The organism is Streptomyces sp. NBC_00631 (assembly GCF_045206895.1).
In the GTDB taxonomy this organism is placed as follows: Bacteria; Actinomycetota; Actinomycetes; order Streptomycetales; family Streptomycetaceae; genus Streptomyces.
Genome location: NZ_CP107734.1, coordinates 10,858,128 through 10,878,894, shown reverse-complemented (window position 1 = coordinate 10,878,894; position 20,767 = coordinate 10,858,128). Strand labels below are relative to the sequence as shown.

General features: G+C 72.2%; 16 protein-coding genes. 9 read left to right on the top strand and 7 right to left on the bottom strand.

From position 1 onward, the window contains the following. Nucleotides 1–368: 368 nt before the first annotated feature. The 4 genes from OHB00_RS49100 to OHB00_RS49085 all read left to right on the top strand — a co-directional run bounded on the left by OHB00_RS49100 (nucleotide 369) and on the right by OHB00_RS49085 (nucleotide 2,724). Nucleotides 369–1,448, top strand: coding sequence for a YihY/virulence factor BrkB family protein (locus OHB00_RS49100; RefSeq protein WP_406445309.1), 1,080 nt, complete (start codon nucleotides 369–371; stop codon nucleotides 1,446–1,448). 228 nt (nucleotides 1,449–1,676) lie between these two features. Further along, nucleotides 1,677–2,063, top strand: a complete 387-nt coding sequence (locus tag OHB00_RS49095; RefSeq protein WP_406445307.1) for a phage holin family protein — start codon at nucleotides 1,677–1,679, stop codon at nucleotides 2,061–2,063. After that, nucleotides 2,060–2,452 (top strand): DUF3618 domain-containing protein, encoded by a 393-nt coding sequence (locus OHB00_RS49090; RefSeq protein ID WP_406445306.1) that lies wholly within the window; start codon nucleotides 2,060–2,062, stop codon nucleotides 2,450–2,452. Before OHB00_RS49095 ends, OHB00_RS49090 begins: the two co-directional genes overlap by 4 nt. A 5-nt stretch (nucleotides 2,453–2,457) precedes the next feature. After that, complete coding sequence (locus OHB00_RS49085; protein WP_406445304.1) at nucleotides 2,458–2,724, top strand: DUF4235 domain-containing protein; 267 nt, start codon at nucleotides 2,458–2,460, stop codon at nucleotides 2,722–2,724. A 373-nt stretch (nucleotides 2,725–3,097) separates the two neighbouring features. Here OHB00_RS49085 and OHB00_RS49080 read toward each other — a convergent pair whose 3' ends face one another. The 3 genes from OHB00_RS49080 to OHB00_RS49070 form a co-directional block, all read right to left on the bottom strand. Next, nucleotides 3,098–3,919, bottom strand: coding sequence for an oxygenase MpaB family protein (locus tag OHB00_RS49080; protein ID WP_406446336.1), 822 nt, complete (start codon nucleotides 3,917–3,919; stop codon nucleotides 3,098–3,100). Between the two features lie 348 nt (nucleotides 3,920–4,267). Next, nucleotides 4,268–5,209, bottom strand: coding sequence for an amidohydrolase family protein (locus OHB00_RS49075; RefSeq protein ID WP_406445302.1), 942 nt, complete (start codon nucleotides 5,207–5,209; stop codon nucleotides 4,268–4,270). 59 nt (nucleotides 5,210–5,268) lie between these two features. Further along, complete coding sequence (locus OHB00_RS49070) at nucleotides 5,269–5,526, bottom strand: DUF2630 family protein (protein WP_406445300.1); 258 nt, start codon at nucleotides 5,524–5,526, stop codon at nucleotides 5,269–5,271. Between the two features lie 257 nt (nucleotides 5,527–5,783). Here OHB00_RS49070 and OHB00_RS49065 point away from each other — a divergent pair, with 257 nt between their 5' ends. Together OHB00_RS49065 and OHB00_RS49060 are read left to right on the top strand one after the other, a co-directional pair. Then, complete coding sequence (locus tag OHB00_RS49065; RefSeq protein ID WP_406445298.1) at nucleotides 5,784–7,556, top strand: ABC transporter ATP-binding protein; 1,773 nt, start codon at nucleotides 5,784–5,786, stop codon at nucleotides 7,554–7,556. A 289-nt stretch (nucleotides 7,557–7,845) separates the two neighbouring features. Continuing rightward, on the top strand, nucleotides 7,846–10,866 hold the full coding sequence (locus OHB00_RS49060; protein ID WP_406445296.1) for a glycosyl hydrolase: 3,021 nt from the start codon (nucleotides 7,846–7,848) through the stop codon (nucleotides 10,864–10,866). A gap of 239 nt (nucleotides 10,867–11,105) precedes the next feature. Here OHB00_RS49060 and OHB00_RS49055 read toward each other — a convergent pair whose 3' ends face one another. Both OHB00_RS49055 and OHB00_RS49050 read right to left on the bottom strand, forming a co-directional pair. Next, nucleotides 11,106–13,130, bottom strand: a complete 2,025-nt coding sequence (locus OHB00_RS49055; protein ID WP_406445295.1) for a CASTOR/POLLUX-related putative ion channel — start codon at nucleotides 13,128–13,130, stop codon at nucleotides 11,106–11,108. Between the two features lie 139 nt (nucleotides 13,131–13,269). Continuing rightward, nucleotides 13,270–13,851 (bottom strand): TetR/AcrR family transcriptional regulator, encoded by a 582-nt coding sequence (locus OHB00_RS49050; RefSeq protein WP_406445293.1) that lies wholly within the window; start codon nucleotides 13,849–13,851, stop codon nucleotides 13,270–13,272. Nucleotides 13,852–13,957: 106 nt separating this feature from the next. Here OHB00_RS49050 and OHB00_RS49045 point away from each other — a divergent pair, with 106 nt between their 5' ends. Next, nucleotides 13,958–15,154 (top strand): MFS transporter, encoded by a 1,197-nt coding sequence (locus OHB00_RS49045; protein WP_406445292.1) that lies wholly within the window; start codon nucleotides 13,958–13,960, stop codon nucleotides 15,152–15,154. Between the two features lie 160 nt (nucleotides 15,155–15,314). Here the strand turns inward: OHB00_RS49045 and OHB00_RS49040 are convergent, their stop codons facing one another. Together OHB00_RS49040 and OHB00_RS49035 are read right to left on the bottom strand one after the other, a co-directional pair. After that, nucleotides 15,315–16,406 carry a dipeptidase gene (locus tag OHB00_RS49040; RefSeq protein WP_406445290.1) on the bottom strand — a complete coding sequence of 364 codons (1,092 nt, stop codon included), beginning with the start codon at nucleotides 16,404–16,406 and terminating at the stop codon, nucleotides 15,315–15,317. Next, nucleotides 16,403–17,716 carry an amidohydrolase family protein gene (locus OHB00_RS49035; protein ID WP_406445288.1) on the bottom strand — a complete coding sequence of 438 codons (1,314 nt, stop codon included), beginning with the start codon at nucleotides 17,714–17,716 and terminating at the stop codon, nucleotides 16,403–16,405. The genes OHB00_RS49040 and OHB00_RS49035 overlap by 4 nt, the downstream gene beginning before the upstream one ends. 171 nt (nucleotides 17,717–17,887) lie before the next feature. On the opposite strand from OHB00_RS49035, the gene OHB00_RS49030 reads away from it, so the two are divergent. Continuing rightward, a complete protein-coding gene (locus OHB00_RS49030; RefSeq protein ID WP_406445286.1) occupies nucleotides 17,888–18,652 on the top strand; it encodes an IclR family transcriptional regulator in 765 nt (254 codons plus the stop codon). After that, entirely contained in the window at nucleotides 18,649–19,605 is a 957-nt protein-coding gene (locus OHB00_RS49025; protein ID WP_406445284.1) for an ornithine cyclodeaminase family protein, read from the top strand. Before OHB00_RS49030 ends, OHB00_RS49025 begins: the two co-directional genes overlap by 4 nt. Nucleotides 19,606–20,767 lie beyond the last annotated feature (1,162 nt).

Here is a 20,767-nt window from a genome sequence, read left to right as displayed (position 1 = left end):
ACCGGATGCGCGGACGACACCCCGGCCCCGCCGCCAGCCGCTGCGGCGAAAGGCCCGGTACAGCCATCCCGCGCCGACGACGACGTCCGCCACCGCGTGCAGGACGCCGACCGGCCCGAGCCGTGCCATGGCCGGCTGGCCGGCTGGCCGGCGAGCCGTATCCGTGATCGCAGTCGATCCGCCGGCAGGCACCCGTCCGGGTCTGGTGGATCTCGCCCTCCATGCCCTCCTGGGTGCTTCCGTGAGCGCGTTCCATGCCCGTCCGCGTCCGACGTCACCGCCGTCCGGCTCGCCTCGGCGGGTCGGACGGCGCGGCGTTCCGCCCACTCGGCGGCGTGGGAAGGGCGCCGGAGGGTTACCCGGTGTCCATGCAGAGGCTTCGTATTCCATGGCGGACGGCACCCCGGGACGGCGGCGAGGACGCGGGACGCGGGACACTCACGCCCGGGGTACCGACCCCCGAGGAGGCGGGTCCTGGACCCGACGTCGAACGGCGCGCGCCGGACACGCCGACGAAACTCCCGAAGCGGGCCTGGGTCGCCGTCCTCAAGGGCGCCCTGCACGAGTTCAAGGACGATGAGCTGACCGATCGCGCGGCGGCGCTGACGTACTACGGAGTGCTGTCGCTGTTCCCGGCCCTGCTGGTGCTGGTCTCCCTGCTGGGCATCGCCGGCGGGTCGGCCATCGACGCGGTGCTGAGCAACCTCCGGCAGCTGGCGCCGGGGGCAGCCCGGGACATCATCACCCGGGCCGTGGAGCAGTTGCAGGGCAGGGCCGGTGCCGGGTCCGTCATGGCGGTCGTCGGCCTGGTGCTTGCGCTCTGGTCGGCCTCCGGCTACGTCGGGGCGTTCATCCGCGCCGCCAACACGGTGTACGACATGCCGGAGGGCCGCCCGCTGTGGAAGATCCTCCCCCTGCGCGTCCTGCTCACCGCTGCCCTCCTGGTGATGGCGGTGCTCAGCGCGCTGATCGTGGTCTTCACCGGCGGCATCGCCCGTCAGGCCGGCGCCGCGCTCGGGATCGGGGACGGCGCGCTGACGGTGTGGTCGATCGCCAAGTGGCCGGTCCTCGTACTCCTGGTCACGCTGATGATCGCCGTCCTGTACTGGGCCAGCCCGAACGCGAAGGTCAGGGGGTTCCGGTGGATCACTCCAGGCAGTTTCGTCGCCCTGCTGATCTGGCTGATCGCCTCCGCCGGGTTCGCGTTCTACGTGGCCGGCTTCGCCTCCTACAACAAGACCTACGGCACCATGGCCGGCGTCGTCGTGTTTCTCGTCTGGCTGTGGATCACCAACCTGGCCGTCCTGCTGGGCCTGGAGTTCGACGCCGAGACCGCCCGCCAGCGGGCCGTCGCGGGCGGTCTGCCACCCGAGGCGGAGCCCTACACGGAGCCCCGCTCCACCCGGACGTGGGACGAGGAGGACGTACGCCGGCTGGACGACGCATGACCCTCCTGCGGCACGCATGGCTGTCGCACGGCACGTATGCCTGTCGCACGGCGCGCATGGCTGTCGCACGGGACTCGGTGTCCTGAACCCGGCTGTCCGGGGTACTCGCGCTTTCATCGGACCGCCGGCGTGACAGGGCCGGTGGGCAGGAACGGAAATGGACGGGAGGTGAGCGCCGTGCCGAGTACGCAGCCGCCCCATGTCTCATCCGGCCGGAGCACGGACCGCTTGGATCAGGAGCCGGTGGGTGAACTGGTGCAGCGGGCCTCGCAGCAGCTGACCGAGCTGGTGCGCGGCGAGCTGAGGCTGGCGCAGGCGGAGTTCAAGGAGAAGGGCAAGCACTACGGCAAGGGAGGCGGCCTGTTCGGGGGCGCCGGTGTCGTCGGCTTCCTGATGCTCCAGGCGCTGGTGGCCAGTGCGATCGCCGCACTGTCCGTGGTGCTGCCGGTATGGGCGGCGGGGCTGATCATCACCGCGGTGCTCGGTGTGATCGCGGCGGTTCTGGCCAGGAGCGGAAAGAAGCAGGTCGGTCGGGCGGCGCCACCCACGCCCGAGCAGACGGTCGAGAACCTGAAGGCCGACGTGGCCACGATCAAGGAGAGTGTGCACCGATGACCCAGCCGCCCCACGACGAACCCACCGCGGCGAACCCCGCGGAACTGCGCGAACAGGTCGAGCGGACCCGTGCCGAGCTCGGGGAGACGGTCGAGGCCCTCGCGGCGAAGACCGATGTCAAGGCGCGTGCCCGGCAGAAGGGCGCCGAGGTCAAGGAGCAGGTTGCCGTGAAGGGCGGGCAGCTGAAGGAGCAAGCCACCCTCAGGGCGGGGGACCTGACAGCGAGGGCCGCAGACGTCGCCCACCAGGCCCAGGGACTGCTGCCCGAGCCCGTCAGGGACAGGACCGCGCAGGGGGCGCGGCTGGCGCAGGACAACCACAAGGTGCTGTTGGCGGTGGCGGGTGCGGCCGTCGTGGTGTGGGTGGCCTGCCGCCGCATGAAGGGGTGAGCCGGGTGAAGGCAGCGAAGATCGCTTACAGGCCGGTGGGGCTGGCTCTCGGCGTCGTCGGCGGCCTGACCGCGGGAGCGCTGTTCAAACAGACGTGGAAAGTGCTCGGTCACGACGCGGACGCCCCGGACGCCACAGACGAGGACCGGTCCTGGGGCGAGGTCCTGTTCGCCGCCATGGTCCAGGGCGCGATCTTCGCGGTGGTGAAGGCGGCCGTCGATCGCGGGGGCGCCACCGGTGTCCGCAGCCTGACCGGGACGTGGCCCGGCTGACGGGCCGCCCTGGTGTACCCGGCGGCAGGTGGGCGCGGGCGTCACCGGTCAGTCCGCCGGCCGCGTCCGGAGCCGAGGACCTGCTCGTGAGCGACGATACGTGCGCCACCTGGCAGCGGCACGGTGCAGCGCGAGGTGGGTGGTGACCTGCGGGCACAGCGCATCCGCGGGGACGAGCGGGGTGCCCGCCGACGTCGTGCACAGCGTGCCGCTGGTACTCGCCTTCGCCGTGGGACCTGTCCGGTGTCGGGCGACGGCCCGACGGACAGCGAGGCGAGCGGCAGGTTCACCGCCGCGCCAGGGGCGCCGTCTGGATGATTGCCGAGGTCGTCGCCGGCCCGGTCGGGCATACCGGCGGTGCCGCTCTCGTCCGTCAGGCGGCGCCCGGTGGTGGGTTCATGGCCCAGCGGATGGTGCGGGTGAGCAGGTGTCCGGCCGGGCGGACCGTGAGGTCCTCCACGACCGCGAGACGCGGCAGCCGCAGCAGTGTCCGCGCCCAGGAGGGCAGCAGCGTCACGGCGTTGGCGGCCAGGACGCCGTACAGGGGCCGGACCGGCAGGGGCAGCGGCGGTTCGAGGAGCAGGAAGCGTGCTGCGTCCCGGGCCTCGGGGGTGGCTCTGAGTTCGGGCCGGTAGGCCTCCAGCCGGGCGGTCAAGGCGCGGCGGTCGCGTGGCGGATCGTTCCCTCCCAGTGCCTCGGCCACCCGCGCGGTGTCTGCAACGTAGGCGTCGTACCCGGACCGGTCCAGCGAACGGGAACCGTAGCGCTCGTGGGCGCGCAGGAAGCACTCCGTCTCGGCCGCGTGCACCCAGCCGAGCAGCCGGGGATCGGCCGCGTGGTACGTCTCCCCCTCCGGGGTGGTCCCACGCACCTTCTCATGGATGCCCCGCACCTGCTCCACGGCCGCGCGAGCGTCGTCCGCCACACCGTAGGTGGTCACCGCCAGAAAGGCGCTGGTGCGTTGCAGCCGCCCCCAGGGGTCCCCGCGGTATCCGGAGTGCGCGGCGACGGCGGCCATCGCGAGTGGGTGCAGTGACTGGAGGAGGAGGGCGCCGAGTCCGCCGACGAACATCGACGCGTCGCCGTGGACGACGCGGATCGGACGCCCGGGAGCGAACCAGCGTGGGCCAGGGGTGTCGTGGATACGGGCGCGGACCGCCGCTCCGTCGGGGCCCGCCACCCGGCGGAAGAGCATCGCGCCCAGGGACGCACGGACATCCGGCACCACGGCTGGCCACCCTTCGTCGGCTCCTGCATGGTTCCACCGGCCGACAGGGCTGTCACGCCCGCCCCTGCCGGGGCTGGGCGGCTGAGAGGGCGGTACGCCGGTCTCCGGGCCTGTGAAGGGGTGTCGGTGGCCATGGCCGAGGCGTCACGGAAGGCAGCGTCCATGCGGCGCCGCACCCCCGTCGCCGCCACGGCCGCGGCGAAGGACCGGGTGAAGTGGCGCTCCGCACGGACACCGCCGCGCACGGCGGGCGGGCGTCGTCGCCGTGGCCGCGCCCGCGCATCCGGCCGCCTGGGCAAAACTACTGACGTGCCATCATATCCCGAACAGTTGCGTCGCGTTGTCGTGGCACACCGCGCGCAGCCAGTCCTCGCCCAGCCCCAGTCGTTCCAGTGCGCGCAACTGGTGCACGTACGGGTAGGGGATGTTGGGGAAGTCGGAGCCGAGCAGGACGCGGTCGCCGAGGGCGGCGATTCTGGGCAGGGCGCGGTGCGGGAACGGCATGAACCGTTCGGTGAAGTCGGTGAACGCCATCGTGGTGTCCAGCCGCACCTCCTCGTACTGTTCGGCCAGGGCCAGGAACTCCTCGTACTCGGGCATCCCCAGGTGCGCGATGATCAGCCGCAGTCGCGGATGGCGCGCGAGCACCCGGGCGATCGGGCCGGGGCCGGTGTGCTTGCCGGGTGCGGGGCCGGAGCCGCAGTGGATCACCACCGGGATCCCCGCGTCGGCCAGCAACCCCCAGGTACCGTCGAGGAGTTCACCGGCCGGGTCGTACGCGCCCACCTGGACGTGTGCCTTGAACACCCGGGCGCCCGTCTCGACGGCCTCGCGGACGTACGTCTCGACGCCGGGCTCGGGGAAGAAGGTCGCCGTGTGCAGACAGTCCGGGGTACGGCCGGCGAAGTCGGCGGCCCAGCCGTTCAGCCAGGTCGCCATGCCGGGCTTGTGCGGGTAGAGCATCGAGGTGAAGGCACGGACGCCGAACTCCCGGAGAATGGCGGCACGTTCCTCCTCCGCCTTCCGGTAGGTGATCGGCCACTCCAGGCCGCCGAGCAGCGGCCCGTTGGTGTCGAAGTACTCCCAGACCTTGTGCAGGACCCGCTCGGGCATGAAGTGCGTGTGGACGTCGACCAGGGCCGGAAGGCCGAGCCGCTCCTGGAAACGGCGGACCTCGGCGGCCTCCTCCCCCAGGGCCCCGTCGCTCGCGGGAGCGTGCCGGGCAGCGTCGGCCGATGCCGTTCGGTGATCGTTCATACCGCCCACGATCGGTGCCGGCTCGCTACGAGTCCAGCCCTTCCGGTCGCGCTCGGTCCTCAGGACAGGTAGCCCTCCACCTCTGACGCGGGACGGACGTTCGCCGCGCCGGGGTCCTGCCCCGCCTCCATCCTGGCCCGGCGCTGCCGGAGCAGGTCCCAGCACCGGTCGAGCTCGGTCTCCAGACGTGCCAGACGGGCATGCTCGGTCGGCTCGTCGATCTCCTGCCGTGCCAGACGATCACGCAGATCCTTCTCCTGGTTGATCATTTCCGTGATGTGACCGAGGATCTCCTTCTCGGCCTCGGACCCTGTCATGGCTGCCCCTCTCCGGACGACGGGATGGACGACGCGACGGACGGCGGTATCGACGGGAGCGTCCGTCCATCCGCGCCCCGCCCCCTCACCACCTTCTCTCACCCGGGCCTCGAACGCATCGGCCGGGGAGTGCCGGTTCCCGGCCCCTGCCAAAAGTCCCGCGCCCGCGCCCCTCGCCCCGGTGTACGGTAGCCCGCGGACCCCGGGGAAAGCGGTTGCTACAGGTCAGGGGCACGGACAGGGGAGGATCAACGCCGATGGCGTCGACGTCGGAACGGCCGCTCGACCACCGCTACAGGGGCGAACACCCGATCCGGACCCTCGCCTATCTGCTGCGCGCGGACCGCCGGAAGCTGGCGGCGGCGGTCGGCGTGTTCACCGTCAAGCACAGCCCCATCTGGCTGCTGCCCCTGATCACCGCGTCCGTCGTGGACACGGTCGTGCAGCACGGGCCCGTCTCCCGGATGTGGACGTCCGTCGCGGTGATCATGGCGATCCTGCTCGTCAACTATCCGCTGCACGTGCTGTACGTGCGGCTCCTCTACGGCAGTGTCCGCAGGATGGGCACCACGCTGCGCTCCGCGCTGTGCACGCGGATGCAGCAACTGTCCATCGGCTACCACTCCCGGGTCAGCGCGGGCGTGCTCCAGGCCAAGGTCGTACGGGATGTCGAGACCGTCGAGCAGATGGTCCAGCAGACCGCCGAGCAGGGGCTGGGCGCGCTGACCGTGCTGGCCGGAGGACTGGTCATCATCGGCGTGCGCACACCGGAGTTCCTGCCGGTCTTCCTGGTCGTGGTGCCGGCGGCTACGCTGCTCGTGGCCCGGCTGCGGGCGCGGCTGCGGACGCACAACGAGCACTTCCGGCACGAGGTGGAGACGCTGTCCTCGCGGGTGACCGAGATGACGCGGCTCATCCCGGTCACCCGCGCCCACGGCCTGGAGGGCAAGGCGCTGCGCCGGATGAACGGCACCCTGAACCGGCTGCTCACCTCCGGGATGCGCCTGGACCTGGTCAACGGCCGCTTCGGCTCGCTGGCCTGGGTGGTGCTCAACGTGATCGGCGTCGCCGTCCTGGCCGCCGCCGCGCTGGTGTCGTACTACGGCGTGTGGGGCGTCACGCCCGGCGACGTCGTCATGCTGAGCGCGTTCCTGACCACGCTCACCAACTCGACCACGACGCTGACGAGTCTGGCGCCGGTCATCACCAAGGGCCTGGAGTCGGTGCGTTCGGTGGGCGAGGTGCTCCAGGCTCCCGAACTGGAGGACAACGAGGGCCGGGAGGAGGTCACCGCCGTGCGTGGGGCGGTCACGTTCGAGCGGGTCGGCTTCGGCTACGAGGAGGGCGAGCGGCCGGCCGTGGCGGAGTTCAGCCTCGATGTCGTCCCGGGCGAGACGGTCGCTCTGGTGGGTGCCTCGGGGGCCGGCAAGTCCACCGTGCTCAACCTCGTCATCGGGTTCATCCGGCCCACCTCCGGCCGGCTGCTCCTGGACGGCAGCGACATGAGCGCCCTCGACCTGCGCACCTACCGGCGGTTCGTGTCGGTCGTGCCGCAGGAGTCGATCCTCTTCGACGGCACGGTCCGGGAGAACGTCGCCTACGGCATGGAGGACGAGGCCGACGAGGAGGCGGTGCGTGCCGCACTGCGGGACGCCAACGCACTGGAGTTCGTGGACCGGTTGCCGCACGGCCTGGACACCGTGGTCGGCGAGCGGGGCGCCCGGCTCTCCGGTGGCCAGCGTCAGCGCCTCGCCATCGCACGGGCGTTGATCCGCGACCCGCGCGTCCTGGTGCTGGACGAGGCCACTTCGGCGCTGGACACCCGCTCCGAGGCGCTGGTGCAGCAGGCGCTGGCCCGCCTGCTGCACGGCCGTACGACGTTCGTGGTCGCCCACCGGCTGTCCACCGTGAGCGGTGCCGACCGCATCGTGGTCATGGACGACGGGCGTATCCGTGAGATCGGTACACACGAGGACCTGCTCCGCCGCGGTGGCGCCTACGCTGCGCTGCACGGCGGGCAGGTGGCCTGACAACCCACTCCACGACGTCGCGCACGGTCCACCCGCCGGGCGCGGGGCTCCCTGGACCGATGCGGCCCGACGCGAGAACTTGTCACTGGTCGCGCAGCGGCAGGACACACCTCACGCCGGATGCCCCACCGGCCCTGCAATCTTCAGCAGCCTCCGGCACGTTGAATCGTTGTCATACCTCTTGACCTCAGTTCGCAGCCAGGATTACGGTTCCGGCGCCTGCCTGGATTGAAACGATTCAGTCAATGATGTGTCCGTAACCGCCCTTGGGACCACTTGGGGTTGAACCATGCTCGAATCCTCCTCTCGGCGCGGCGGGGCGACCCGCCGGTCGGTGCTCGCGGCCGGCCTGTCGGCCGGTGCTCTCGCCGCTCTCGGGCCGGCGACGGGCGCCTTCGCCGCGCCCGGTGGTGCCGTCGCCACCGGGGCCGTACCCGCCGCCGACTGGTTCGCCCGGCCCGCCGAGGCCGTTCGGCCGAAGTTCCGCTGGTGGTGGCCGGACGGGCTGGTCGATTTGGCCGAGATCGCGCGGGAGATCGACCAGATGGCCGACGCGGGGTTCGGCGAGGCCGAGATCGCTGCCGTCCACCACAGCATCTCCGACACCTCCGTACTGGACACCGCCCACCACGGCTGGGGCAGCCCCGCCTGGCGCGACGGGGTGAAGGCCGCGCTGCGCCAGGCGGCCCGGCGCGGACTGACCGTCGACCTCACCCTCGGCCCGAGCTGGCCGGTCGCCGTACCGGGTGTCACCCCCGACGACGACGCGGCGGTCAAGGAACTCGCCTACGGCAAGCTGACGTTGACGGGCGGCGCCGGGTACGACGGCCCGGTGCCCGCCTCGGTCTACGCGGCCGCCACCGGAGTCACCGTGCAGCAGCTGTTCGCGGTACAGGCCGCCAGGGTCAACACCGCCTACTCCAGCGGCAAGGCGACCGGCCTGGACGCCGACAGCGTCACCGACCTGACCGCGCTGGTGTCCGACGGCCGGCTCACCTGGACCCCGCCGGACTCGGCGACCTGGGTGATCCTGGCGTACTGGCAGCGTGGTTCGGGGCAGCAGCCCGAGGCGGGCCCGCACTCCTCCCCCGCCGCGTACGTCGTCGACCACTTCAGCGCGGCCGGCACCGCGGCCGTCACCCGGTACTGGGACCGCGAGATCCTCGACGCCGGCCTGCGCAGGCTGCTCGGATCGGCGGGCGGCGCCTTCTTCGAGGACTCCGTCGAGCTGGAGACCAAGGGCCTGCAGTGGACACCCGGACTGCCCGACGCGTTCCGCCGGCACACCGGACGCGACCTGCTGCCGTACCTGCCGGCCGTCGTGCTCGACAACGGCAACCAGGTCTTCGCCTTCGATGCCCGGCTCACCCAGGAGATCCGGCACGACTTCTGGGAGACCGTGTCGAACCTGTTCAACGAGCACCACCTCAGGGCGCTGCGGGACTGGGCGCACGGCCACGGCATGAAGCTGCGCTCGCAGCCGTACGGACTCCAGACCGACGCCATCGCCTCGGCGGCCGTCCTGGACATCCCCGAGGGCGAGTCGCTCGGCTTCAAGAACCTCGACGACTACCGCTGCCTCGCCGGCGGCCGGGACATGGCCGGCCACCGCATCCTGTCCTGCGAGGCGGGCGCGTACGCGGGCGGCGCCTACAACACCACCTGGGACAAGTTCCTGCGCACCATGGGCGGCGCGTACGCGGCGGGCGTCAACCAGACCGTGATCCACGGCTTCTCCTACGCGACGGCGCCGGGGGTCGCCTGGCCCGGGTTCGCGGCGTTCAGCCCCTACAACGGCACGGTGGGGTACGGAGAGTCGTGGGGGCCGCGCCAGCCCACCTGGCGGCATGTCCCGGACATCACCGGCTACCTCGGCCGGGTGCACCAGGTGCTCCAGTCCGGCACCGCCCGCGCCGACGTCGCCGTCTTCCGGCAGACCGGGTACAGCGCGACCGGTATCGGCGCGTCCTGGCTCACCTCGACCGGCGTCCCGCTCGGCTGGACCCACCAGTTCCTCAGCGGGCCACTGCTCGACCTGCCCTCGGCCAGGGTGTCCGGAAAGCGGCTCGCGCCGGACGGGCCCGCCTACAAGGCGCTGTTCCTCGAAGGCGACTTCTTCTACGGCTCCAATCCGACGCTGGCCGTCGCCGACGCCCGCAGGCTGCTCACCTTTGCCCGGGCCGGCCTGCCCACCGTGCTGTTCGGCGCCTTCGACCAGGCCCTCACCCCGGGCCTGCCGGACAACGGCGAGACCGACGAACTGCGTGCTCTGACGGCCCAGTTGCTGGCCCTTCCGAACGTCCGCCAGGTCGCCGACAAGACCCTGGTCGGCGCGGCCTTCGCGGACCTCGGCGTGACGCCCGACGTCGCCTACGGCGCGTCCTCGACCCTTCTGAACGCGCACCGGTCGACCGGCGACGCCGATTTCTACTACTTCTGCAACGGCAAGCACGCCGAGACGGTCAAGCCGCCGGTGGCCGCCGTGGACCACGACGTCACGGTGCACAGCACCGGGCGCTCCGGTTCCGGCACGGTGCCGTATCTGCTGGATCCCTGGACGGGGCTGATCACCCGGCTCGCCGAGTACACCCAGGACGGGGACGCGTTCACGTTCCGGGTGGCCCTTCAGCCCGGTGAGACGCTCGTCGTCGCGCTGGCGCGGCCGGCCGCGTTCGGGGACCGTACCGGGGCCCGTCCGCACGCGGTGGCGACCGAGGCGGACAGTGTGCTGTTCGCGGACGGGTCGCTGGCCGTGCGCGCCGCGACGGCGGGCACGTACGCCACCACCCTGTCGAACGGCCGCACGGTCAGCGCGCAGATCGCCGAGGTGCCCGCGCCGGTCACCCTCGACCAGTGGACCCTCACCGTCGATGACTGGCGGCCCGGCGCCGACGCCACCAGCACCGAGGTCGTCGACCACACTCTCGCGCTCGACGCGCTGCTGCCCTGGTCGCAGATCCCGGAGCTGGCGGACGTGGGCGGTGTCGGCCGCTACCGGACCACCGTCACACTGCCGAGGACCTGGCCCTCCTCGACGGGCGCCGTGCTACGGCTCGGCAGCGTCGGCGACACCTGCCGGGTCACCGTCAACGGCACCCGGGTCGGTCCCGTCGACCGCCTCAACCCCGAGGTGGACCTCGGCGGCCTGCTCCGCCCGGGCGCCAACACGGTCGAAGTGGAGGTCGCCACCCCGCTGTTCAACCGGCTGCGGGTCAGCAACCCCGCAGTGTTCGGGACGGCGACACGCCAGGCGTACGGTCTCGTCGGCCCGGTCCGGCTCGTCCCCTATGCCCAGCGGACGGTGGCCTGAACCGGGGCGGGCAAGCCGGCGTCCCGCGCCGGCGGACCGGTGCGGAACAGCGCGAAGGGCCCGTCCGCTTGCGGACGGGCCCTTTCACCGAGCGCCGGGCAGGCCTTGCACCTGCATCTCCCCACAGGAAGCGGGGCGTCTTTCCTTGGACCACCAACGCGACACCGGGCGCCGGGACTTCACGGCGACCAGCTCGTGACCAACAGTACCTCATCCGCTCGGCCTTTCATTCCGGCCCCTCATTCCGCATCTGCGGGTCGGCTGTGCCCTTTCGGGCGGTGACCCGCTCTCTGAATCGGCAGGGCAGGAGCCCTGTCGTCGGTGGTGTCGTGACCGTCCGGTCCCGCCGTCAGCACCAGGATCTGGTCCCCGGCACCCCATACGCGCCGTTCCGCGTTGTCGGGGCAGAGCAGGACGCCGTCGTGCGGGCGGGTCCGGTGCGGGTCGTGCGCGTGGTAGCCGATCGCACACTCGCCACGTCTGAGCGCCGCGGCGACCACCGTGGCGAACGCCGCCTCGTGACCGGGCAGTACGTAGTGGGCGGCCGGGCGCAGGGCGAGTGCTCCGCCGCGCGTGGCGAAGATCTCCTCGTAGACGGCGGCCAGTTCGGGGTGGTGCACGACCTGCGCCATGAGCAGGGCGGTGAGTTCACCCCGGACGACGGCGTGGGAGGCGGGGCCGAGCGGAGCGACGGTGCGGCTGCGGTGATCGCGCAGTTCGGCCACCACGGGCAGCACGCGGCCTGTCCGCTCCTCCCAGGAGCACAGGGTCAGCAGCGCCAAGAGGGTTCGCTCGTCGGGCTGTTCGGGCCCCGCCGCCCGGTCGGCACCCAGGGCGATGACACTGTCGTAGGCGGTGAGATCGAGGCCGTCCAGTGCCTCGGGGGCGGCCAGGTCGCGGGCGTGGTGGGTGATGGCCAGCGGCGCGTTCCGGGGACAGGGGGTGCTGGATCCTGCGGGATCGGCCGCCGTGTCGCTGACCACGTCGAGGACCGAGCCCGGCCGCGCGGTCCGGCGCAGGGTCTCCACGACGATCGGGGCGCGGCGGTTCCACCCGAGCAACAGCAGCCGTGCCGGCGCGTCCGGGAGGGGTGCGGGCGGTGCGAGGGCCGTGGCCTCGACTTGTGCCCGGCGGTCCGTGAGGGTGGTGGGGCGGTCGTCGTGGGCGACGGTGACCAGCCTGTCCCCCGGTGCCAGCACGGTGTGCGGCGCGGGCGTGAGCAGCGGCCGGCCGTCCGGGCGCAGCAGCCCGACGGCGCAGGACGTCTGCAGGCGCAGCGCCACCTCCTCGAAGGAGAGTCCCACCGCCTCCGGGACTTCGGCCACGTGGAACTCGGCTCCGGAGAAGTCGAGCAGGTCCCGCAGTGCCGTGGACATCCCGGGGCACCGCGCCGCCTGGACGAGGAGTCGTGCCGCCGTCCGGTCGGTCTCCAGGACGGTTCCGCGCGGTCCGGCGGCGAGCCGTGCGGCCGGCAGGTAGCGGTCGTCGTGCACGGCGGCGACGACACGCGGAGCGTTCGGTCCGTCGTCGGCGCCGAGCAGGGCACGTAGCGCCAGCAGGGTTCGTACGACCGTGAGATCGCCGTCGGAGTCGTCGGCGGGCAGCACCACCACCGCTCTGGCCGCACCCGGGGTGACCAGGGCCAGGGCGTCGGGGTCGGTGGGGGTGCCGGTGCGGCAGACAAGCCGGACGCGGTCGGTGCCTCCCAGGGCGGCCGTGAGCGCGGTGTCCATGTGGGCGGGGTCCCGGTCGGCGAGCACGGTGATGACATGCCGTCCGCCTGCGGACCGCTCGTCTCCGGCGCGACCGGCCCGGCCGGCGATCAGTTCGCGGACCACGGTGAAGATCTGGTCGGTCCAGCCCAGCACCACGTCGTGATCGCGTTCCAGGACCCGCGAACGGCCGCGCCGGAGTTCGGTGAGCCGGTCGCCGAGCCCGGTGGTGACGACTCCGACGAGCGTGGACACGCACAGCAGGGCGATGAGGCCGAGCAGGACCGACAGCAGCATCCGGGCCGGGGTGCCCGCCACCGCGCCGAGCCGGAGCGTCTGCGCGCTGGTGCGCCACACCTGGCTGAGCCGGCCGGAGAAGGAGCGCGGCGCGGCGGGGTCCGTCCACACCAGGAGGGTGCTGACGGGCACGACGACCGCCAGACAGCACACGGCGAGCCAGCCGAGCAGTGTTCCCGTGCTGCGGGCGAGCGTCCTGTCGAACAGGTACCGCGCCCGGTGCCGTAACGGGGTCCGCGCCTGCCCTCGTTCCATGTCTGCCCCCTCATGTCCGCATATGCCTCGGCAACTTGAGAGTGCCGGGTGCGCAGGGTGCGACACGCCGTCCGACCGGGACGTTCATCCTTTCGGGCAGCGGACCCGTCGGCCGACACCGCGCGGGGGGGACCGGGGGTCAGGTGGCGTCGGTGGACAGGCGCGGGTCGGCGGCGACGATGGCGCGCACCGTCTCGGTGACCAGCCGGCGGTCCAGGGGTGCGTCGGCGAAGGCCCGGTGCATCGGCCAGCCCTCGATGAGCGCGTCCAGGGCGCGCGACACTCCGGGCGTGAAGTGCAGGGCGAGGCTTTCCCTGCTGCGTTCGAGCCAGGTGCGGGTCGTTGCGGAGACCGCCTCGTTGTGGTTGGCGTAGGCGTACATCTCGAAGATGAGGGTCATGTCGCGTTCCGTGGCGTAGGCCGGGCCGCAGATCAGCTCGACGACGGCCGCCTCGGCCTGGGCCGTGGAGGCGGCGGACTGCAGTGTCCGCCGGTAGAGCCCGGACATGGTGTCCGACAGCCGGGCGAAGGCCTGGGCGAGCAGGTCGGCCATGCCGTCGAAGTAGTAGGTGAGCGAGCCCAGCGGGACCTCCGCCCGTGCCGCGATCTTCCGGTGGGTGGTTCTGTGCACGCCGCTCTCGGAGATCACGTCCAGGGCTGCATCGAGGATCCGCTCCTTGCGTCCGGGGTCGTTCGGGATCTCGCGTCGTGTGCCGCTCACGCCCTCAATGTGCCATGGGTTGCCCGCCCCGAAGTGTGTACAGACGTACAAACCAGTGTGTACGCTCGTACAGACTCGTGTACGGACCCAGTTGGAGCCACCGCCCATGCCCCTCGACCTCTCCCGGCGCCGCACCGCGGTCTTCGTGCTGTTCTTCGCGCCCGGGCTGACCATCTCCTCCTGGGTCACCCGCACCCCGGACGTGCGCGACCGGCTCGGCGCCTCCACGGCGCAGATGGGTCTGATCCTGTTCGGGCTCTCGGTCGGCTCCATGCTCGGCATCCTGTGCTCGGGCACGGTGGTGGCGCGCTGGGGTGCCCGGCTGGTCATCCTGGTCGGCACGTCGGCCGTCGCCGCCGGTGCCGCGGTGGTCGGGGTGGGGGCCGCCGTCGGTTCGGGGGCCTGTGTCGCGCTGGGCCTCGGGCTGTTCGGCCTCGGCATGGGCGGCGGCGAGGTGGCCCTCAACGTCGAGGGCGCCGAGGTGGAGCGGCTGCTCGGCCGCTCCACGCTCCCCGCCATGCACGGATTCTTCAGTCTGGGCACCGTGCTCGGGGCGGTCGCCGGCATGTGCCTGACCGCGGCCGACTTCCCGGTCCTCGTCCATCTGCTCGTCGTCGCCGCCTTGGTGCTGGGGGCGCTCGCCGTGGTCATCCGGCGTGTTCCCGCCGAAGTGGGCCGGCAGACCACTGTCGGGCGGCGCTCGGCCGACGCGCCGCGCGCCGCGGTGTGGAAGGATCCCGCGCTGCTGCTCATCGGCTGCGTCATCCTCGCGCTCGCCATGGCCGAGGGCACCGCGAACGACTGGCTGCCGCTGGTCATGGTGGACGGTCACGGGTTCGACGCCGCGCTGGGCTCGGCCGTGTACGCGGTGTTCGCAGCCGCCATGACCGTGGGACGCTTCGTCGGCGGACGGTTCGTCGACCGGTTCGGGCGGGCGGCGGCGCTGTGCGGGAGCGCGCTCGTCGGGGCGGCCGGCCTGGCCCTCGTGATTTTCGTCGACAACCAGGTGGTCGCGGCGGCGGCCGCCGTCCTGTGGGGCCTCGGCGCGTCGCTCGGGTTTCCCGTCGCGCTCTCCGCGGCGGGCGACTCCGGTGCCGACTCCGCGGCCCGCGTCGCGATCGCCGCGGTTGTCGGCTACGTCGCCTTCCTGGTGGGGCCGCCCTCCCTCGGTTACCTCGGTGACCACTTCGGGCTGCGGAACGCCCTGATCCTGGTGCTCGTGCTGGTGGTGGCGGCCGCCTTCGCCACCCCTGCCGCCCGCTCGCCCCGGCAGGCGGTCGACCCCGGACCGGCGGGCACCTGAGACCGGTGCCCGTCAGTCCGCCGGATGGGAGCCCGGGTGCCACCGAACGGCCGAGCGGCGGCACGGCCCGGTTACGACGCAGCGCGGTTCGAGATCGCCGTGGGCCCCATGCCGGGGGCGGTGCGGGCCGTCGGCGAGTGGCTCACGCTCACGTCACCCGTCAGGCGGTCCAGACCCGGTCTGCGTAGTCGAGGAAGTTGCGGCCGAGGATCTTCTCGATGCGCTCGGAGCGGTAGCCGCGCTTCTCCAGGAGACGGATCAGGTCGCGGAACTGGTCGACGCCGCGCAGGTCGACGACGAAGGGGTAGGTGTCGGCCCGTTCACCGGCCGCCCCGACGCCGGCCGCCTGCCGGGCGGCCACGTGTTCGGCGAGGGCGACGCGGTAGGCGTCGAGGTCGTCGACGGCGGTGACGGTGCCGTCGGTGCCGATGCCGACGTGGTCCTCTCCGCAGACGCCGACCGCGTGCACGATGTGGTCCACGACGTCGGCGGCGGTGGCCTGCCCGGTGAGGTTGAGGAAGGGCATGAAGTAGATCCCGACGAACCCGCCCCGGTCCGCGACCAGGCGGAGCTCTTCGTCGGTCTTGTTGCGCGGCAGGTCGGCCAGGGCACGGCAGCCGGTGTGGTTGACGGAGACGGGCTGCCGCGAGTGCCGGGCCGCGTCCAGGCAGGTGCGCTCACCACTGTGGGAGAGGTCGACCATCAGGTGATGGTCGTTGAGGACCTCGACGACCTGCTGGCCGAAGGGGGTCAGGCCGCGGTTGGCGGGGGCCATGGAGCCGTCGCCGAGGTGGTTGGCCTGGTTGTAGGTGAGTTGTACGACGCGCACGCCCGCGTCCGCGAAGGTCGCGACCCGGGTGTCGACGAGAGCGGGGTCCTCGCCGACGGCGACGGCGTTCTGGAAACCGTAGACGACCCCGATCCGCCGCTCACGGTGGGCGCGGTGGATGTCGGCGGTGGTGCGGACCTTGAGGAGGTCGGCAGGGTGCGCCTCGATGATCCGGTCCCAGACGGCGATCTCCTCAAGCGTGTGCTCGTACGGTGGCAGGTCGCCCATGGTGTAGCCGAGGGTGATGTTCACGGCGGTCAGGCCGCAGGCATGGGCGTCGGCGATCGCACGTGCGTCGACGGCGAGTTGGTCGCTGGACGGGTTGAGCTGGGTGGCGGCGGCCCGGGCGGCCGGGGCGTTGGGGTTGTCGAGCTGGCCCAGGGCGTTGACGATCACGGGGCGGCCGGCGGCGGTGTCGGTCACTGGGTGTCCTTCTCGAACTCGGCGCGGTCGAGTCGGCGTCCGCGTCTGACGGTGAACGTGATGGTGCGCAGATTGCCGATGTCGTGGAGGGGGTTCTCGTCCAGGACGGCGAAGTTGGCGAGCTTGCCCGGTTCGACGCTGCCCATGTCCGCCTCGGTGCCGGCGGCGCGGGCGCCGACGAGGGTGGCCGAGCGCAGGACGTCGGCGGCGGGGATGCCGCAGCGGCCGGCGAGGAAGGCGAGTTCGCCGTAGAGGGCGGGAAAGGGGTCGTCGGGGGCGGTCTCGTGGTCGGTGCCGGTGCAGACGTCGACTCCGGCGCGGTGCGCCTGGGCGGTGACGGCGGCGGCCAACTCGGCGTTGCGGGCGGCCCGTTCTGTGGACTCGGCGGTGTCGCCCCGGAGTTCGTCGCTGGTCCACATGGACGCGGTGGCGTCCAGGACCGTGCCGCGGCGGCGCATCTCGGCGAAGAGGGCGGCCAGTTCCGGGGCGTCGCCGGCGGCGAGCCGGTCGTGGTCGACCGGTGGTTTGGTCTTGTAGCTGCTCAGCGGCTCGGTGGGGTTCTCGAAGGCGAGCAGGGTGACGTGGGAGACGCTGTCGACGCCCGCGGCGACGACCTCGCCGGGCGCGGCCGGGAAGACGGTGGCGTGCGCCCAGACGGCGATGCCCTGGCGGTGTGCCTCGGCGGTGACGGCGGCGACGGTCGCGGCGTCCAGGTCGGCGTAGACCTTGATCGCGGCGGCGTGGGTGCCGCGGGCGAGGGCGACAGCGATCGTCAGGTCGGTGTCGGGGGTGACGGCCTGCATCCAGGGGACGGCGCCGGGTACCGCGCCGCGGGAGACCTCGTGGGTGCGGGGATCGTCGAAGAAGGAGGGCCCCGCCATGAGGGCGGCGTAGCGGATGTCGGGTCCTGGGATCTCGCCGACCAGGGTGGCCCTGGCGAGGTCGCCGATGTGGCGCAGGTCGTCGGCCATGTCACGGACGGCGGTCACGCCGCTGAACACCAGACGCCGGAGCACCGCTTCGGCGACGGGCCGGTCGGGCGGGGTGGCCAGGTGCTGGTGGGTGTCGACGAGGCCGGGGACGACGAACCGTCCGTCGAGGTCGACCTGGGGGGCGTCGGCGGCGTGCGGGGGCAGCGGGTCGCCGTCGCCGGTGACGGTGTGCAGGCGGGCGCCGTCGGTGACGATCGTGGTGTTCGGGCGGAGCGGGGCGCCGGTGCCGTCGAAGAGGGTGGCGCCGCGGTAGACCGTGACGGTTCCGGCGGGCGGAGCGGCCCAGGGGGTCGGGGCGCCTGGGGGCAGGTCGGTCATGGTCACCTTCGGTCCGCCGCTTTGTTACGCTGTATGTAACAGTTGTATCGTGTGTTGAAACGCAGGCAACTGTACTCTGCAGCCGGCGGACCGCCGCAAGGGCCCGTACCGGACAGGACGCACCGGGCCGCGGCGTCGCCGCACCGGGGACGAGAGGGAAGAACCGCCGTCATGCCCGACGCACCCGTCGCCCCGGGGCCACCCCGGTCGGCCGTGGACAAGGCCCTCGACCTCGTCGAGGCCGTCTCGCGCGCGCCGCACCCGGTGCGGCTGACCGAGCTCGCCGCCGAGGTCGGACTGTACCGCGCCACCGCGTACCGGATCCTGCTGGACCTGGTCCGGCGGGGCTGGGTACTGCGGGCCGGTGACCGTTATCTGCCGGGCGCCGCCGTGCTGCGGATGTCCGCGTCGGCCGCGGGCAACTCGCTGACCGCGCTGGCCCGTCCGGTGCTGGAGCGGTTGTCCGCGGCGACCTCGATGATGGTCAACCTCCAGGTGCTGGAGGAGGGTGGCGGCCGGGTGATCGACGTGGTCAGGCCCGAACGGCTCGCCATGATCAGTCACTTGCGGGGAGAGCTGCTGCCGGTAGGGCGGTTCGCCGGACCGCTGGCTCTGGTCGCCGCGCTCGAACCAGAGGCGCAGCAGCGGTGGTTGGGAAGGCTGTCCGAGGACGACGGCGCCGACATCGCGCGCGAGCTGGCCGAGGTGGCACGGACCGGTGTCGCCGTGGAGCACGGCCGTAACGACAAATTGGTGGCCTCCGTCAGCCGGGCGGTCGTGCCCGCCCCGGGGGCGCCGGTGTGCGCACTGACCGTCGTGGGGCCGGAGACCGAGCTCGACGGCCCGAAACTGGCCTTCTTGGGGCGGGAGTTGCGCGCGGCCGCCGACGAACTGGTGAGGGCGCTGACCGTCGACGGAGCGGAGGCGGGCCGGTGAGCGGTGTTCTGGTGCTGGACCGCCGGCAGACGGCCGCCGCGCTGGAGCCGGCCGGCCTGCTCGACGCGGTGGGCCGGGCGCTCGTCGCCGTCGCCCGTGGCGAGGTCTCCGTCCCGCCGCGGATCGCCGCCCTGACACCGGCCGGCCTGCTCGGTGCGATGCCCGGGTACGTCGCCGGGCTCGGGGCGGCCGCGAAGCTGGTGAGCGTCACCGCCGATCCGGAGCACCCCGGACGGAGTTTCCACCGAGGGCTCGTGGTGCTGTTCGACGAGCACGACGGGCGGGCTCTCGCGCTGGTGGACGCCGAGTCGCTGACCGGGGTCCGGACGGCGGCGTCCGCCACGCACAGCGCGTTGGCCCTGGCCGCCCGGCCCGGCCTCGGAAGGGTGGCGGTGGTGGGTACGGGGGCTCAGGCGCGGGCCCAGTTGGCACTGCTCGCCGCCGTCCGGCCGAAGGCGGAGGTCACCGTGGCCGGCCGTGACCCCCTGCGGGCGGCCGAGGCGGCCGCGCTGTTCCCGGGTGCGCGGGTCGCCACCGGCGTCGAGGACGCGGTACGCACGGCCGACGTGGTGTTCTGCTGCACCGGCGCCACCGCCCCGGTGATCCGCCGGGAGTGGCTCTCCCCCGGTGTCCATGTCTCCTCGGTCGGCGGATCACAGGGGCCCGAGCTGGATGCCGACACGGTCCGGGACGCCGTCCTGTTCGCCGAGTGGTCCGGCGCGGCCACCTCACCGCCGCCTGCGGGCGCCCACGAACTCCAGGACCTGTCCCCGGGGCGGCCCGTCACTCTCCTCGGCTCCGTCCTCGCCGGCGACCATCCGGGGCGGGCCGGTGACACCGAGGCCCTCACGGTCTTCAAGTCGACCGGGCACGCCGCCCTGGACGTCGCGGCCGTCCGGGTGGCCTACGACGCGGCACGGGCGCGGGGGTTGGGGGTGCGCGTGGACCTGTGACGGCCGGCGAGGCGATCGGCTCGGGCCGGGCACCAGTACCGGCGCTTGCGATCACCGGGATCGCCTGCTTCGCCAGGGCTCCTTGTTTCACCACACAGCTGGACACCGTGCGGTTCGGCAGCCTCGCAGGCCTCGCCGCAGTCATCACCGTCAGCGCCGCACTGTCGGGAATCCGAACGGGGCGAGTGCTTTTGAAGACTCCACGTGCGCAGGCCTTTGATGGTTCGCCGGTACCCGAGCGAGTCGCCTCCTCCCGCCTCGGCTCGCGAGTCGCCTACAGGACCGGCGGTTGTCGACCGAGAGGGCGGTCGGACCGAGGGCGTCGTGCTGCTCGACGGTGTGGCGATGGCCTCGTGGACGACGTCGCAGTCGCAGTCGCAGTCGCAGTCGCAGTCGCAGTCGCAGTCGCCGATTATAACCTCGGCCGGAGCCCTTCGAGCGCGCGATGAACCGGAGCCGCACCCCCGGTGTCCAGTCTCCCGAACAGCTCCTCGCCGAATGGGTTGGAGTCTGCGATATGGAACGGGCACTTGGCGCTCACGGGCCCGCGGCAGCAGAACCAAGGAGATACCACCCGACCAGGCCATGGGCGAGGTGGGCATCCTCCCCTACGCTCACGAAATGCGGTGGGCCACGATCATCGCAACAGCGCTAGGTGCCTTGTCGGCGTGCTCAGCTCAGTGACATCTGATCATTTGCGGTGGCGTCGGGATGCTTTCGACCGGAATCGCGAAAAACTCCAGGCCACCTGTGCAGAATTCCTCGACGTCTTCACACAGGCCGGCAATGCGATCAGTAACGCGGCCCATAGCGATGCGGACGCCCCTCACGTCCGAGCGCTGGCAGCTCGAAATGCACCAAGGGCCTCCGGTTTGTGCGAGAAGCAGTTCAGGGTCGAACTGAACGCCCCTCCTGACGTTCTATCGCCCACTCTGAGCTGCCGTGAGAACGCTCCTCGATCTGCGGGACCTTGTCGCAGACGGGGCCCGCCCTGGCACGCGTCCCGACGGGTCCGGTTGGAGCAACCTTCACGCGGCACGCGACGAATTGCGCGACATCATGCGTCACAGTCTCAAGATCTTGTGATGCCGCGGCACCTGACCTTGTCGGAGAGCGGCCAGCACGAGGGACCAGCAATCTTGAACCGGTCCGCCAATATCAG

What these genes read in the sequence shown, in the direction of transcription:
- OHB00_RS49100 (WP_406445309.1), top strand. Translation starts at nt 369, where the DNA reads ATGCAGAGGCTTCGTATTCCATGGCGGACGGCACCCCGGGACGGCGGC.
- OHB00_RS49090 (WP_406445306.1), top strand. Translation starts at nt 2,060, where the DNA reads ATGACCCAGCCGCCCCACGACGAACCCACCGCGGCGAACCCCGCGGAA.
- OHB00_RS49080 (WP_406446336.1), bottom strand. Translation starts at nt 3,919, where the DNA reads ATGCTCTTCCGCCGGGTGGCGGGCCCCGACGGAGCGGCGGTCCGCGCC.
- OHB00_RS49075 (WP_406445302.1), bottom strand. Translation starts at nt 5,209, where the DNA reads ATGAACGATCACCGAACGGCATCGGCCGACGCTGCCCGGCACGCTCCC.
- OHB00_RS49070 (WP_406445300.1), bottom strand. Translation starts at nt 5,526, where the DNA reads ATGACAGGGTCCGAGGCCGAGAAGGAGATCCTCGGTCACATCACGGAA.
- OHB00_RS49065 (WP_406445298.1), top strand. Translation starts at nt 5,784, where the DNA reads ATGGCGTCGACGTCGGAACGGCCGCTCGACCACCGCTACAGGGGCGAA.
- OHB00_RS49060 (WP_406445296.1), top strand. Translation starts at nt 7,846, where the DNA reads ATGCTCGAATCCTCCTCTCGGCGCGGCGGGGCGACCCGCCGGTCGGTG.
- OHB00_RS49055 (WP_406445295.1), bottom strand. Translation starts at nt 13,130, where the DNA reads ATGGAACGAGGGCAGGCGCGGACCCCGTTACGGCACCGGGCGCGGTAC.
- OHB00_RS49045 (WP_406445292.1), top strand. Translation starts at nt 13,958, where the DNA reads ATGCCCCTCGACCTCTCCCGGCGCCGCACCGCGGTCTTCGTGCTGTTC.
- OHB00_RS49035 (WP_406445288.1), bottom strand. Translation starts at nt 17,716, where the DNA reads ATGACCGACCTGCCCCCAGGCGCCCCGACCCCCTGGGCCGCTCCGCCC.
- OHB00_RS49030 (WP_406445286.1), top strand. Translation starts at nt 17,888, where the DNA reads ATGCCCGACGCACCCGTCGCCCCGGGGCCACCCCGGTCGGCCGTGGAC.